At 35.5% G+C, this 14591-nt stretch carries 9 protein-coding genes and 1 tRNA gene; 2 read left to right on the top strand and 8 right to left on the bottom strand.

What is annotated here, in order from left to right; all coding sequences use genetic code 11:
• Positions 1 to 156: 156 nt before the first annotated feature.
• Positions 157 to 227, top strand: a tRNA-Gln gene (locus JOE44_RS21630).
• Between the two features lie 175 nt (positions 228 to 402).
• On the opposite strand, the gene JOE44_RS21625 is transcribed toward JOE44_RS21630, so the two are convergent.
• The 8 genes from JOE44_RS21625 to katG all read right to left on the bottom strand — a co-directional run bounded on the left by JOE44_RS21625 (position 403) and on the right by katG (position 13696).
• Positions 403 to 831, bottom strand: a complete 429-nt coding sequence (locus JOE44_RS21625) for a hypothetical protein (protein ID WP_209787445.1) — start codon at positions 829 to 831, stop codon at positions 403 to 405.
• Between the two features lie 320 nt (positions 832 to 1151).
• Complete coding sequence (locus tag JOE44_RS21620; RefSeq protein WP_209787444.1) at positions 1152 to 1337, bottom strand: hypothetical protein; 186 nt, start codon at positions 1335 to 1337, stop codon at positions 1152 to 1154.
• A 454-nt stretch (positions 1338 to 1791) separates the two neighbouring features.
• On the bottom strand, positions 1792 to 2190 hold the full coding sequence (locus JOE44_RS21615) for a hypothetical protein (protein WP_209787442.1): 399 nt from the start codon (positions 2188 to 2190) through the stop codon (positions 1792 to 1794).
• An 18-nt stretch (positions 2191 to 2208) separates the two neighbouring features.
• The gene (locus JOE44_RS21610) at positions 2209 to 2622 is read right to left on the bottom strand and encodes a hypothetical protein (RefSeq protein ID WP_209787440.1); all 414 of its coding nucleotides are present in this window, start codon (positions 2620 to 2622) and stop codon (positions 2209 to 2211) included.
• A complete protein-coding gene (locus JOE44_RS21605) occupies positions 2619 to 6302 on the bottom strand; it encodes a DUF6443 domain-containing protein (protein ID WP_209787438.1) in 3684 nt (1227 codons plus the stop codon). Before JOE44_RS21605 ends, JOE44_RS21610 begins: the two co-directional genes overlap by 4 nt.
• Before the next feature lie 18 nt (positions 6303 to 6320).
• The gene (locus JOE44_RS21600) at positions 6321 to 9290 is read right to left on the bottom strand and encodes a hypothetical protein (RefSeq protein WP_209787436.1); all 2970 of its coding nucleotides are present in this window, start codon (positions 9288 to 9290) and stop codon (positions 6321 to 6323) included.
• A gap of 4 nt (positions 9291 to 9294) precedes the next feature.
• On the bottom strand, positions 9295 to 10854 hold the full coding sequence (locus JOE44_RS21595; protein WP_209787435.1) for a T9SS type A sorting domain-containing protein: 1560 nt from the start codon (positions 10852 to 10854) through the stop codon (positions 9295 to 9297).
• Positions 10855 to 11416: 562 nt separating this feature from the next.
• Positions 11417 to 13696 (bottom strand): catalase/peroxidase HPI, encoded by a 2280-nt coding sequence (gene katG, locus JOE44_RS21590; RefSeq protein WP_209787433.1) that lies wholly within the window; start codon positions 13694 to 13696, stop codon positions 11417 to 11419.
• Between the two features lie 425 nt (positions 13697 to 14121).
• On the opposite strand from katG, the gene JOE44_RS21585 reads away from it, so the two are divergent.
• On the top strand, positions 14122 to 14589 hold the full coding sequence (locus JOE44_RS21585) for a heme-binding domain-containing protein (RefSeq protein WP_209787431.1): 468 nt from the start codon (positions 14122 to 14124) through the stop codon (positions 14587 to 14589).
• The last annotated feature ends 2 nt before the right edge of the window (positions 14590 to 14591 follow it).

The following is a 14591-nucleotide window of genomic DNA, read 5'->3' as shown; positions in this document are numbered from 1 at the left end:
TTCTCCTTATAAAAGCAGATTATTTTTAAATTTTTATTGAAAAATAATTATTTGTATATCAACAAGTAAAGGGATTTGCACTCTCATTATGTTAACTAATCTTTAATTTTGATTTTCATATTTAAAATAAATTCTATAATTTCGCAACATAGAAACAGACCTATAGTGTAACGGTAGCACTCCGGTTTTTGGTACCGTCAGTCGGGGTTCGAATCCCTGTGGGTCTACAAACCATCCTTTTTAAGGGTGGTTTTCTTTTTTAGATCTAAATCTGAAATGAACGGCAAATCATCTTTTGTTATTTATATTGAAATTAATAAAAAAGGCAGCCATACATGCTGCCTTTCCTTATTTTCATTTTATCTAAACTTTTGGATGCACTCTAAATAACAAATTTTAATATTATTCATTAAAATACTCTTCGAAATATTTATCATTTTCAGGATTGTTTAGTTCGCACTCTACAATAATAACTTTTTTGTTTTTTAAAGTATTTAAATTAGAAAATACTTTATTAAAATTATCTATTAAAAAACTGATTGACTCGGAAGGAAATCCAATATTAGTAATTATAATAGTATCTTTTTTCTGATCCACAAGGATTTTAAGTATATCAATATGTAGTTTACCTAAAATATCATCAGTTCGAAGCTCAATATTAGTTAACTGATTAAAAAGTCGGATTAAATTATTACGTTCTTTCTTTCTAATTTTGTCATAAAAAGAGGTAATCATTAATGCATCTCCATAAGCAAAGTTTAAAAAAACATACTCATTTTTATTTTTTAAAAATTTCAATTCTTTTAAGTTTATTAATAATATTTCATTCATTATCTAGTTGGTTTTACTGGAAATTTATATGTTTTCGGTACATATCTAAGTGGATTACTAGTATCTCGTGTAGAATGTTCCATTAAAATGTCTAAATACTTGTAGCTTCCTGTTTGTATTTTATATTGAATTGCAGCATTAATCCTATGATTACCTTCAGTAAAGAAGAATGTTTCATTATAATGATAAGCATGTTTTCCTCAATATTTGTAAGAGTTTCTAATGCCTTTTCCAGTAGCTTTGGTATATTAATTTTGTTCTCTTCCGGCTTATCATTTAATTGTGTTTCTTGTTCTTCAATCTGCTCTTTATATTCTTTTTCATTTCAAGATATTCTTCATCGGTATTACTTCGAAAAGCAGTTTATTTCTTGCCAGAGAAACCTTTGAATTCAACCTATCAATTTCATCGGATATCTTCTTTCTTTCATCCTGTGGGGCTTTTATAAACTTCTGATAGTTATGCAGAAATACTTTTTTTATGAGTTTTTGTGCAGAGCTACTCATTTCCAATTGCTTTAATCCTTCTTCAAAAACTGAATTGACCAATTCTGCTCTATGGCGGAATCCACAGGCCCTCTTTCATAAGGAATTTATATCCGGCGGGATATTGTTAAATATTTTAAAATATCAGGCTGAGTAAAAGCAATATGATAAAAATGGACCATTTTTAACGTCTTAATATCATCATTATAATCATCCTTTATAAGGTACCACCACTCTCATCCTTAAGTGAGTTACATCTTATTCCTTCAAAAGAAGTTACTCAGGTACATTTCAAACGCCTAATATGATTTTCGATATTTTAAACAGTCTAATTTCTACTTTTTCTCATACACACATCCATTATTTTTGTTCGCATTAAAAAAAATAGAGCATTGAAAATCAACACTCTATTTCATCATCAATACGTTTAAGATTACCCCGTTAAAATATATATAGGACATTATCTAAATTATTGTTATTTCACACAACGATTCTTATATGAAAGCCCAAGAAAAGATGTGAGGTCTGTTATTGGAACCTCCTTATTTGAAGAATCATCAAACTTTTGAACAGTACCATCTCTCCAATGAGTAATAGAGCTTTTTAATACACTCATTTTTGTAGTACAATTGATCTGTACATAAAACTCAGTAAATGCTATTCCCGGATTATTCTTTATGGTTTCTTCTATTTTGTGCCATACATAAACTTTATTCCCATCCTTTCTTTCTAACTTTTCATATATTTTGCTGTCATATTGCCCTTTTGTCAGAAATTTATACTCATTTATTTGTTGGGCATATATTGATAAAGATGCAAGCAAAATTATCACAAATAAACTTTTCTTACTTATTATATTTAATTTATATTTCATTTTATTAATAAGTGTTTATTATTTTTCCAGAATTATATCATTAATTTTTGTGCTATCAACCTTTATAGGTAATTCATTAATTTTCCATCCATTTAAGGGAATTGAGGAAGTATTGTATATCGGATAAATATCTAAAATAACATTATTTACAGGTTCTATTGAATCAAAAACTAAAAGATACCTTTGTCCCCTTTTTAAATCTAAATTTATTGTATTAGTATATTTTATATTATTTACAAAATATTCATAATCCACACCTATTCCATTAGTGTTTTTGTGATGCCAATCACTTACTACTAATGCTGAAGTGTATTTTTGTCTATTTGATACATTTTTAAGACCATTCACTGAGCTAAAGTACCAATAACCAATCACGACTATGACGATGAAAATTAGAATAAAATGGAAGTTCTTACTGACTATCTTGTTCATTTTTTTATTTTATTTTCTATAATAACATCTGTTGTATTAAAGTAAATTCCGGGTAAAACAGTTGTACCAAAGTAACCACTAAGGTAGCCATTTGTCAAACCATTATAATTTCCCACTCCCATTCCAAAAATACCAGTTAATGCTTTTGCGCTATTTACCTCAATATCTTTCATAAATCCTTTTTTCCCACCATCATAATATGAAGTACCAAAGTTATTAAGCATATTACCTCCGTAATTTAGCCAATTCACTTTGATAGCTCCAAAACCTTGCCCACCTCCTATAAATGCATTAATACCAGTTTGTTTCCAGTCAATACTCCCTTTTATAGTTTTTTGTAACGTCATATCTGCAACTCCTCTTATTAAAGCCCCTTGCAGATAACTAGCTGCTGTTTCTCCTCCAAGTGTAGCAATATAGGACCCCACAAATGGTGCGGCTAAAGCACCTCCAAACATTAAATAGAAATTTCGTTCTACTTTATCCGCTCCTGTTCTTGCAACTTCACTATAATAAAAAGCTCTATTTTGTTGAAAATTCCATTCCCCAAGTGCACCAGTGAGCTTACTCATCATAAGATAACTGTTGTAACCATAATTTTCAGAATCATTCCATGTAAATCTATTTCCATGAGCATTTATAGTAACTGGGATAACATTTTCCCAGTTACCCATTGTAAAAGTACCATCATACCCTACCGTAGAATTATAGGCAAGACCAGTGCCACCACTACCTGTAGGTCCGTCCTGATAGCTGGTAAATCCTCCGCCATCACTGAACCAATAAGAGTTTGTACCTTCTGGAGTTGCATTCCACATAGCCGCTACGATTTCGTCTGTTGAGTACCTGCCATCAGGATCAAACATATTAATAGCATTATTCATCACATAGGCATAAGGGCTGGTAGAATGATAGCTTTCTGCCAGCTGATCTATACCATTCCATCTTCCCAGATCCGGCATGTACTGTCTCCAGCCATAATCCAGATTCCCGGTACCTTGTAATTCTTTACCATTGTAAAGATATTTAAATTTATTATTACTTGTATCTCCTGTGTTGTAACCGGCATGTTTTAATCCAAAAGGATAATAATTATTTTCCTCCAGAATTACAGGCTGTCCAACATTACCTTTAGTATAAGACAATCTTATATTTCCCAAATGGTCTTTATACTGGTACACATATCTGCTGTTCACAAAATCATAGTATCCTTCCTCATTAGCCAGAACAAATGAAGTCTGTGCGCCTGTAGAGCTGTTGGCAGTGTACTGAAAGCTTCCCAGATAATCTGTTACTTCCGCATCTTTGGTCATTTGTACTTTCGTACCATCAGAAGAATAAACATATTTCAGCGTTTCTGTCTGGGTTGTAAAAGGAATTATTGAAGGAAGGTTCAGAAAATTATAAGAAATTTTTTCCAGTTTCTTATCCAGATGCTGTATAAGGTTTCCATTGGCGTCATACCTCATTACTGCTCCTTTTCCGCGGGCAAGTGGATACCCACTTAAGGCATTTCCTTTTCCTGACTCTGCCACATATTCCAGTTGGTTTCCACCACTTAGACAATTATAAGTAAGGTCATCCATCACCTCAGCTGTTCCATTGACTGCACTTCCCGTTCTATTCATTGAAATGATATTTCCACCCGTATCATAACCTATAACCTCACTATATTCTTTAGAATAAGGATTGGTTGCGGCTTGGAAGAATCCTGCCAATAATCTTGATGCTCCGTCATACACATAACCATATCTTCTTAATGACTCATTGGCACCGGAAGCTGTTTTCCAATCGGTTTCTACAATACTTCCGTTGTATTTCGGTTTCACTCTATGGTGGCTAAAAGAGTTGTTAGGCATTTCTACTCCCTCTACAGTATTATATTTTACTCTGTAGGCAAATAACTTACTTCCCATGCTGTTGATATCGGAACCATTAATTCCGGTAAGCCATCCATGGATATTATAAGTATAATCAATGCTCTGAAGTGTACTTCCTGTCTTCTTATTAGTTATCTGTCCTAAATCATTATAGGTATAGTCAGAAAGAAGTTCTTCTTGGTTGGATCCAATCTGCTGATAATGCTTCAGCAGGAAATTCTGAGGACTATATTCAAATCTGTCTTTTACCGTAATTTCAGTATTAGATGTATTTTTTGAATGGAAAGTATAGGACTCTTTTGTTTTCCCTGAAAAATCCAGTAAAGCTTCTGTACGAGTAAAACCACCCAGATGATTGACTTTATAGGTCCCGATCAACCTTCCCAAAGTATCATACCACAGTACCGATGAGGTCCATTTTTCATTTTCGATATTTCTTGTGATAGATACTGTAGGAAGCATTTTAGTACTTCTTACAGATGATAAACCATTGACAGTAATGGACAATGGTGCAGGAGCAAGGGTGTTGGTTCCTTGTATTTGTTGAGGCCTATCAGGCACCCCCAAAGGATACTCATCATAATAATTAACCCCTAAAACGGTCAAGCTTCCGGTAGGAAAAGCTTCCTGAGTATAGTATATGTTAAGATTATTCTGATTAAATGATGAACTGCTGGGCTTTTCATTATTAAGTACATTAACTGAGATATTATTCAATGCCACCTGAATATCAGATCTTGAAGCAGTGGAAGGAAAGAAACCATAGTATAAAGACCTTCCAAAAGCATCATATTTTGTGAACATCCAGCCCTTTTGTCCAAAATTGTTCGTAGTGGTTCTTAAATTTCCATCCTGTCCAAGTACTTGTCTGTTCTGTTTATCAAATACAAAATATTCCCAGTCCTTCCCCGGCACTTTTTTCTCAGCAAGCCTATTGTATTGGTCATATTTGTATTGGTAACATAACGTATTCAATACTGCCTGAATTTGCGCTGTAGTATTAAATACGGCTGCCTTAGGAGGAATTATAAATGCTATATTTCCAGTCTCATTATATACATAGTACGTATCAAGATTCTCCTGTAAACCATCTACAGTAGTATTGACCTGACGGCTCAGCATTTTCTTTCCTTGTGAGTTGGTAAATATTTGTGTTTCGTTCCCATCCTCATCTTTAGAAACGGTCTTAAATAAGGTGCCTGCCTTATAATATCCTCCAGAAGTATAGGCATCATCTGTTCCCGATGATAAAGAAACATCATAGATACCTGTTAATGGATTCCAAACTGTTACAGCCCGAAATCTCTTAACTTGCCCATCGGTATTGAGTGCGTATTCCATTTTTTGAACGTGTGTTCCACTTATCTGCCATTCTGTTCCAGGCATTGCCTGTTTCTCCGGTCTTCCCAATGGAGATTTTTCATAAGCTGCTTCCGAATAGGCATTGGGAACGCCATAATAAGTGTTTACAGTATTTCCATTCGTTGCTGGTAAATAAGCTCCATTCTGTGAATCTGCGGGTAAAGGGAGATAAGATTTAGTTTGTCTTCCTGAAGAATCATATGCAATAGGAACTACAATGTCTTTTGCTGACGGAGATCCCTTTATCGCAATATTCTGAATAGGCCTTCCCAATCCGTCCATATACTGTACAGTCTGGATCTGGGCAGCACCAGCCTGTTCTGAGGTAACAGCTTCCATATAAGTTCTGCTGTAAATATAGTTCTCACTCTGCGTTAAACTTTGCGCCTTGCCCAGAACAGAGAGAAAAAGAGAGAATGACAATATAATATTTTTCATACTGTTAGATTTAAGATATTAAGGTTGTGGCTTGTTGTTGTACTTATATTCCTTTAGAATATTTCCATTTACATTGGCTACTGTTTTCAGCCTTCCGCTTCTATCATACTGATAAATCTCTCGAATACCATTAGGAGGAGTGGTAGTGGTAACACCTATTAAAGGATCATAGGTATAGGTTGTAATCTGAAAATTTTTCAAAACAGCATTACTTCTGAACAAGTCTAATGCTTTAACAAGTTCTGTTTCAGATGGGATATCTTTGTCAGCATTGGATTTTAAAATAATATCATCTGCCAGAGTTCCTATATCTGTGAGTCTGGCTCCTTCTATTTTTGCAATAGGCATAGTTTGGTTATATCCCCAGATTAAGACAATAGGGAATCCATTTCCTGAATTCTCGTCAACATTTACCATATATTGACGTATATTCCCGTAGCTATCATAAACCTCATATTTTACAGCTGTTTTACTACTTCCATTATCTGTATTGCTGACCTTTAATGATATTGGATCAAATCTTCCCGAATCAGTATAGAAGTTTTCTGTTTTAGCTGCAGCTTTTCCATCTATCTTGGTCTCTGTTTCCAGTGGTACAGAAAAAATATTGGCATCCATCATCTGTGTTTTATTTTTATCTGCTGCATACCTGATCCAGCTTTCTGTTGTGATGCCGTCAGAAGATATTCCTTTCATAAATCCTGCTTTAAAATTGACAGGATTAAAACTTATTTCACTTATAGTCTTTGCAAAGACATTCCCTGAAAAATTTTTTGTAATGGTTTTTGTATTCTTGATGTAAGCAGGCTTTGTATAGATTTCTGCATTACCATCATATACATCTATTTTCAGATCAGGAAGGTTTTGAAGGGTCTCAAATTCTGTCTCATATTCTAAAGAAGATAATAGCTGATTTTGGACATTATATACCTCTTTCTTTTCTAATACACCGGATTTTGTTATTGGATAGTATTGCCAAAAGCTGGTAGGGTTGCCATCCACTGTATATGAAGTTTTTGAATAGTCATCCGGATTTTTGAAATAATAACGCACAAAACCGTTTTCTCCGTCACTTACTGATACATTTTTATACAATACATAGCCAGGGAAAAAATTATCACTACTTTCAGCTTCATTTCTGAAAATATACCCACTAGAGCTAATGGGATCACTGAATGAACCATAGTTATATTGTTCTGTTTTCGATGGAATAGTCTCCGTACTGCTCGTGTAATATTTAATATTTTTGAGTCTGGGGCCATACTTATAAGTGCTGGTTTTATTGGGATAAGTACCATTCTTCAGTTTTATCTGAGACATTAGAAGCTGTGCTTTACCTCCTGTCCCGGAAACATTTATTGTATAAGTACCTGGTAATAATTGATAGATGGATGCCTGGTTAGAAATACAAAATGTATTCATTACTTCATTATTTTTTTTCAGCGTATAGGTCAAGTCAAAATGATAATGCCCTCCTGGGTGAGGATCATTGCCTTCTGGATCTGGCTGATCATTGGGATCAGGGGTATCTGGAACCCATATTCCAGGGGGGTAATATTCACTGACAAGAAACTGTAATGCTACTGATTTTGTTACTCCCGGAGTTCCTGTAACAGTTAAAGTATATGATAAGCTCTGATTGGTATCTACATTAAGTACCGGAACTAACGGCTCCCAATCCTGGACATATGGATCACTTATTATTCCTGAACCCAATGCATTTTCCAGATATTGTGGCGTATTTCTATTGAAAAAGTAATCATGCGCCTCATAGTTATATTCCACGACTCCACCCATAGGATAAACAATTCTTTTTAACAATCCAGGCATTTGGTAAGAGTCGAAATTACCAGGTGTGGAAACAGGCTCAGGATAACAAGGATAAATAAACTTCTCATTAAGAGCATCCTGATAAGGGTTGTATACAAAACTTGTTTTTTCAAAATCTATCTGGTCTTTGTCAATCTTTATCAGTTTTGTTAGCAGCCTTCTTCCTTTCTCTTCGGTATTATCGGAAGGGGAGGAAGGATAAAGTTGAATCCAGCTGTAAGCGAATTTATATCCCGAAATCAAACTTCCCCATATATCTTTCAAAAGAATTTGTGAGATACTGTAGGGATCATTCATTGTCTTTTCCTTTGTTGTGTCATACTGATAATCTATATTCACAGATCCTATGCCGTCAGCATTTATCTTTGAAAGTTTACAACTCCGATATACAATAGGAGAAGTCCACTCTTCGGTAGCATGCTTACTGTCTTTTCTGTATTCGAAGCTTGCAACAACCGTATTATCCGGCATTTTGATCTGGCTTAAAAAGAAGGCTGATCTGTACGTTGTAATAGCATCAGCATTACTACTCTCACTATAATCTTTAAAAACATACTGATACCCGCCTTCATCTGTAATGGTAAAACTTAATACTGTAAAATAGATCGGTGCTGCGGTGTCCCTGATATAGGTTATTTTTACTTTATTCGCCGAAAGGCTTTGAATATCAATGCTACCAGTCGATGCATTTTTGTTAAATTTGAATTTTCCTGAAACTCCCGGTAAATTATAATAGTAAACATCATCAAAAATTTCCGGGGAATTACTCGATGGATTATTACTGTATTGAACCTCATTTAATGCGCCTATAATTTCTCTCGAAATAACCCCACCTGTAAAGAGAGACCAGCCTGTACCAGCTTCTCCTGCAGGTTCCAACGCTTTTACATTCATAGAATTATAAGACAGTGATAGTGGCAAAGAAATATTCTTGGATCGAGTAGGAAGCTCAAGCAAAGGAATAGATACGTTTGATGTACCACTAGCTATTGTAGCTGGGGTATTATTATATGCGGCTAAAGAGGATACTGATGCCACAGGATGGGCAAAGTTTCCAAAATTAATTTCCGGTGTCTGAGCCCTTAACATATTGGAGATTAAAATTCCGATCAATATTCCGGTAAAGTGTAACAGCTTGTATTTTATATTTTTTTTCATAACATTATTTTTTGATGAGCTTAGCATTTGCTGTTTTATTGTTATCAGTTTTTATGGTCACCAGATAAGCTCCCTGAATGAGTGCCTGAGTATTAACCTTAGTCACTCTATTCTTTGTTTTAATACTCTGAAGCTGTCTTCCGCTCATGTCATACAGCAGAATATCTGCATCTTTAAAATCAAAGCCAATTTCTATGTAAGCATAATCGGAAACTGGATTTGGATAGATTTTGATATCATATTTTTCAATTAACTGATCCACCTGCTTGTCACCAAGCTTTACAATCTTCCAGTTTTCTTTACCCAGCTCTTCTGCACTGGTTCCTGCCAGAATAATGGAACCATCTCTGTTGAGTTTTAAATCAGAAAGTCTTTCTTCCTTCTTTCTGGATTCTCCTTTGACATGTTTTCTCCACTGTTCATTTCCGTTTTGATCAAGGTACAGCATCCAGAAGGTTTCATCATCAGTTTGTATTCTTCCTTCAGCCTGAGTGTAGCCTCCTAATAGAATGCCTTTGGAATATTTATCATCTGCTGAATGCAGAACGCTCATACTCATTAGAATATCACGATTTTTGAAATTATAAGACTTCTGCCATTGTTCATCCCCTCTTTCATTTAAAGAAATCAGCCAAAGATCTGTTCCTTCTTCTAGTCCAACAGTTTTATTTCCTGATCTTTCTGATCTGGATTCTCCTCCAATGATGAAGCCAGTTGAAGTTAAGGCCAGGGTTCTGATATGATCATCTCCTTTCCCTCCGAAGTTCTTTTCCCATTCTATTTTTCCATCTTTTGAAAGTTTTACAATCCAGTAATCACCTTCACCATAGTTTTCAGTCTGTTTAGCAGTCTTATCTTTGGAATCACTCATAGTATGGCTTCTTGAATAAATTCCAACTAAGGCTCCTCCATCACGGGTGGGAATCATCTTTTCAACTTCATCAAGTCCACGTCCTCCTAATGTCTGTTCAGATAATATTTTTCCATCTTTATCAAGCCTTACAATCCAGACGTCCTTAGAACCATAACCTTTAGAGGAATTTTGTACATTTCCAGCTACAATAAATCCCTGATCTGTAGTCTGAATTACAGCTCTTGCTTCTTCATTTGAAGAGCTGCCCAATGTTTTTTGCCACAATTCGTCACCAAATTCATTGATTCGAATTAACCAAATGTCTGATCCTCCCTTAGAATCATCCTTTTTATCCAAACCTTTGCCTGAATATGAAGTTCCAGAAATCAGAAAACCGCCGTCCTGAGTAGTAACAGTTGAAGATAAATAGTCGTGATTGTTTCCTGAAAAATATTTTTCAAAAACCTGTTCTCCTTGCTGATTAAGTTTTACAAGGTGAAAATCATAACCGTTGTTTTGTCTGCTGTTCTGTTGGAGTTTATCACTGTGAATAGAACTTCCTGTGACAAGATATTGTCCGTCAATTGTTGTTGTAATCTGGCTTAGAAAATCCTGCGAATTGGATTTAATATCTTTCTGCCAAAGTACCTCCTGGGCAAATATGCCCGAAATAGTGCATAGAGATAATGCACACATGTAGAGTTTTTTCATACTTGTGTTATTAATGTTAAGTAAATGTTGATTTATTTATTGTGTATATAGAAATACACAAATTGCTGAGTAAAATTATTGTTTCATGGTTATGTTTTTAGCACGTTCAAAATTAGGAACTTTTAATCTTTATCTCAAAGAAAATTTATTAACTGTCTTTAATAAAAGCAAAGATATACCTGCAAAGCGACAATACTTGTCGTATTATATTTTTATAAAAAACTTTAAAGTAATAATATTGAATTCGTAAACTTTTGATAAGTACTCTCCCACAATGTTTCTTTAAAATTTTTTATATCTCATTACAATGACGAAAATAAAATAGTTTCTAATCAACTACAATTCTTTTTGTTGCGATTTTTCACAAACACATAAATATCTCATTTACAATAATTTATACATTTAAATTATTCACAAATATGATAAATCCTCTATAATATTTTTCTGTTAAATATTTTGTTCATCTTTTACTCTATCTCATTATGAATTGGTCAATAAGATATTTTGTAAAACAAAAAAAGACAGCACTTCTGCTGTCTTTTTTTATTTTCATTTTTATTTATTAAACCAGATCAAACCTGTCCAGATTCATCACCTTTGTCCATGCTGCTACAAAGTCATTTACAAACTTTCCTTGTGCATCGGCACTTCCGTATACTTCTGCGATTGCTCTCAATTCAGAATTGGAACCGAAAACAAGATCAGCACGGGTTGCTGTCCATTTTGGCTGTCCTGTTGAACGGTCTGTTCCCATATATAACTCTCTGTCATCCGACATTGCTTTCCACTGTGTTCCCATATCTAAAAGATTTACAAAGAAATCGTTGGTAAGAGCTCCCGGACGATTCGTAAACACTCCATGCTTTGAACCGTCAAAGTTGGTATCCAAAGCACGCATTCCTCCTATCAGTACTGTCAGTTCAGGGGCAGTAAGTGTTAACAACTGTGCTTTGTCAATCAATAAAGACTCTGTAGACACTGTAAATCTTCTTTTCAGATAGTTACGGAATCCGTCAGCAATGGGTTCAAGATAGCCCATAGATTCTACATCCGTCTGTTCCTGAGAAGCATCCATTCTTCCCGGAGCAAAAGGAACTTTTACGTCCTGACCTGCATTTCTTGCAGCCACTTCGACTGCGGCATTACCAGCCAGTACAATTAAATCGGCCAATGATATTTTTTTACCTCCGTTTTGAGAATCGTTGAATTCTTTTTGAATTCCTTCCAATACTCCTAATACTTTATTTAATTGTGAAGGATTGTTCACTTCCCAGTTTCTTTGAGGCTCCAGCCTGATTCTTGATCCATTGGCACCACCACGCTTATCACTTCCTCTGAAAGTAGAAGCAGATGCCCATGCTGTAGATATCAGTTCAGCGTTGCTCAATCCTGAATTTAAAACTTTTGATTTTAATGTTTCCACATCATTTCCGTCCACCAATTCGTGGTTTACTTCAGGAATAGGATCCTGCCAGATCAGTTCTTCCTGTGGTACATCTGTTCCCAGATAACGGGCACGCGGTCCCATATCTCTGTGCGTAAGTTTAAACCATGCTCTTGCAAATGCATCGGCAAACGCATCAGGATTTTCATAAAAATGTCTTGAAATTTTTTCGTAAACAGGATCCAGTCTCAACGAAAGGTCTGTGGTAAGCATTGTTGGTTTATGCTTTTTGTCAGCATCAAATGCATCTGGGATAATATCTGCTCCATCCTTAGCTACCCATTGGTGAGCTCCGGCAGGGCTTTTTGTCAGTTCCCATTCATTTTCAAAAAGATTTTTAAAGAAATAATTACTCCATTGAGTCGGAGTTTCAGTCCATGTTACTTCAAGACCGCTGGAAATAGCATCTCTTCCGCTTCCTGATTTATAACTGCTAGACCATCCAAGCCCCTGTTGTTCAATTCCTGCTCCTTCTGGTTCTTTACCTACATGATCTGCAGGTCCGGCTCCATGGGTTTTACCGAAAGTATGTCCTCCGGCAATCAAAGCAACGGTTTCTTCATCATTCATCGCCATACGTCCGAAAGTATCACGGATATCTTTAGCGGCTGCAATCGGGTCAGGATTTCCATCCGGACCTTCAGGATTCACATAGATAAGCCCCATTTGTACGGCAGCTAATGGATTTTCAAGATTTCTTGAATGAATGTCTCCATCTGCATTATCATCGGTAGGAAGAACTGCCGAGTGACCTTCTACAACACCTTCCGAACCGTGGGCATAACGTAAATCGCCTCCCAGCCATGTTTTTTCTGATCCCCAATATACATCGGAATCCGGTTCCCAGACATCTGCACGCCCTCCCGCAAATCCGAATGTTTTAAAGCCCATGGATTCAAGAGCGATATTCCCTGTAAGGATCAAAAGGTCTGCCCATGATATATTTCTGCCGTATTTCTGTTTAATTGGCCATAGTAATCTTCTTGCTTTATCAAGACTCACGTTATCCGGCCAGCTGTTTAATGGGGCAAAACGTTGCTGCCCTGCTCCTGCTCCACCTCTTCCGTCACCTACACGATATGTTCCTGCACTGTGCCATGCCATACGGATAAACAAAGGGCCATAATGACCGAAGTCTGCCGGCCACCAATCCTGGGAATCTGTCATTAATGCATAAAGGTCTTTTTTTACAGCCTCCAGATCAAGGTTTTCAAACGCTTTAGCATAATCGAAATCCTTATCCATAGGATCAGAAAGGGAAGAATGCTGGCGCAGAAGATCTACTCTAAGCTGATCAGGCCACCAATCAGAATTTTGGGTTCCACCACCTGCTACACTCTTCTTCATTGTTCCGTTATGAAACGGGCATTTACTGATGTCATTCAAATCTTTTTCCATTGTCGTTTATTTTATTTTTTATGTTGATTAATTTAAATTCTCTGTTGTAAGAACATGACAAACCTACAACGTTTGAACGATATACACAATCTATTAATTTTTATTTCAACGATAGTTAAAAACTATAAATGAGTATTTTCGACAGCTTTTGCGCTGAGACATAATTGTGGTATTAAGTTAGTCATTTTTCAGATTAACTTAAATAAAAACAGCGGGATACAAGCCAATTTAGAATTACTCAACGTAAGGAATTAAAGGGGAAAAGAAGCTGGATGCTGGAGGAAGGAAGTTCAATAACCTCATGAAAAAAACACGCTATTTCAACAATTTCTAAAAGTACTTCCAGTTTCCATCACCCAACTTCCAGCTTTATCTCACTAAAAATAAATTATTTATCTTTATGTTACCAAACATGAACATCTGCTATGAAAAAAGTAATTATTGTCATTCTTGTTGCATTTATTATGATTCAGTTTTTTCCCATTGATACAACAAATCCTCCACCTACCCCAGGCATGGATTTTTTGAAGATTAAAAATGCTCCGGAGAAAATTGCGCGTACTCTCAGAACCTCTTGTTATGATTGTCATTCCAATGAAACAAAGTACCCTTGGTACAGCAAAATATCTCCCGTTTCATGGTGGGTAAAAAATCACATCAATGAAGGCAGAAAACATCTTAATTTTTCTACCTTTGCAGTATATGAACCTAAAAGACAACTTCATAAACTGGAAGAATGTATAGAAATGGTTGAGAAAAAGGAAATGCCGCTTGAATCCTATTATTTGGGACATCAAAGCGCTAAACTTTCGGATGAACAACGTACAGACCTTATTCAATATTTCAAAAAAGTAAAAGAAGACACTGAGAGAGGGATCATGTTTAATAAATAAAG

Source organism: Chryseobacterium sp. PvR013, assembly GCF_017833095.1.
GTDB classification, from domain to species: Bacteria; Bacteroidota; Bacteroidia; order Flavobacteriales; family Weeksellaceae; genus Chryseobacterium; species Chryseobacterium culicis_A.
The sequence above is the reverse complement of the archived record's forward strand: the minus strand, read 5'-3'. Positions and strand labels throughout refer to the sequence as shown.

Excerpts from the sequence above, each read along its gene's own strand:
- JOE44_RS21610 (WP_209787440.1), bottom strand. The coding sequence starts at position 2,622 with ATGAACAAGATAGTCAGTAAGAACTTCCATTTTATTCTAATTTTCATC.
- JOE44_RS21585 (WP_209787431.1), top strand. The coding sequence starts at position 14,122 with ATGAAAAAAGTAATTATTGTCATTCTTGTTGCATTTATTATGATTCAG.
- JOE44_RS21620 (WP_209787444.1), bottom strand. The coding sequence starts at position 1,337 with ATGAGTAGCTCTGCACAAAAACTCATAAAAAAAGTATTTCTGCATAAC.
- JOE44_RS21595 (WP_209787435.1), bottom strand. The coding sequence starts at position 10,854 with ATGAAAAAACTCTACATGTGTGCATTATCTCTATGCACTATTTCGGGC.
- JOE44_RS21605 (WP_209787438.1), bottom strand. The coding sequence starts at position 6,302 with ATGAAAAATATTATATTGTCATTCTCTCTTTTTCTCTCTGTTCTGGGC.
- JOE44_RS21625 (WP_209787445.1), bottom strand. The coding sequence starts at position 831 with ATGAATGAAATATTATTAATAAACTTAAAAGAATTGAAATTTTTAAAA.
- JOE44_RS21600 (WP_209787436.1), bottom strand. The coding sequence starts at position 9,290 with ATGAAAAAAAATATAAAATACAAGCTGTTACACTTTACCGGAATATTG.
- JOE44_RS21615 (WP_209787442.1), bottom strand. The coding sequence starts at position 2,190 with ATGAAATATAAATTAAATATAATAAGTAAGAAAAGTTTATTTGTGATA.
- katG (WP_209787433.1), bottom strand. The coding sequence starts at position 13,696 with ATGGAAAAAGATTTGAATGACATCAGTAAATGCCCGTTTCATAACGGA.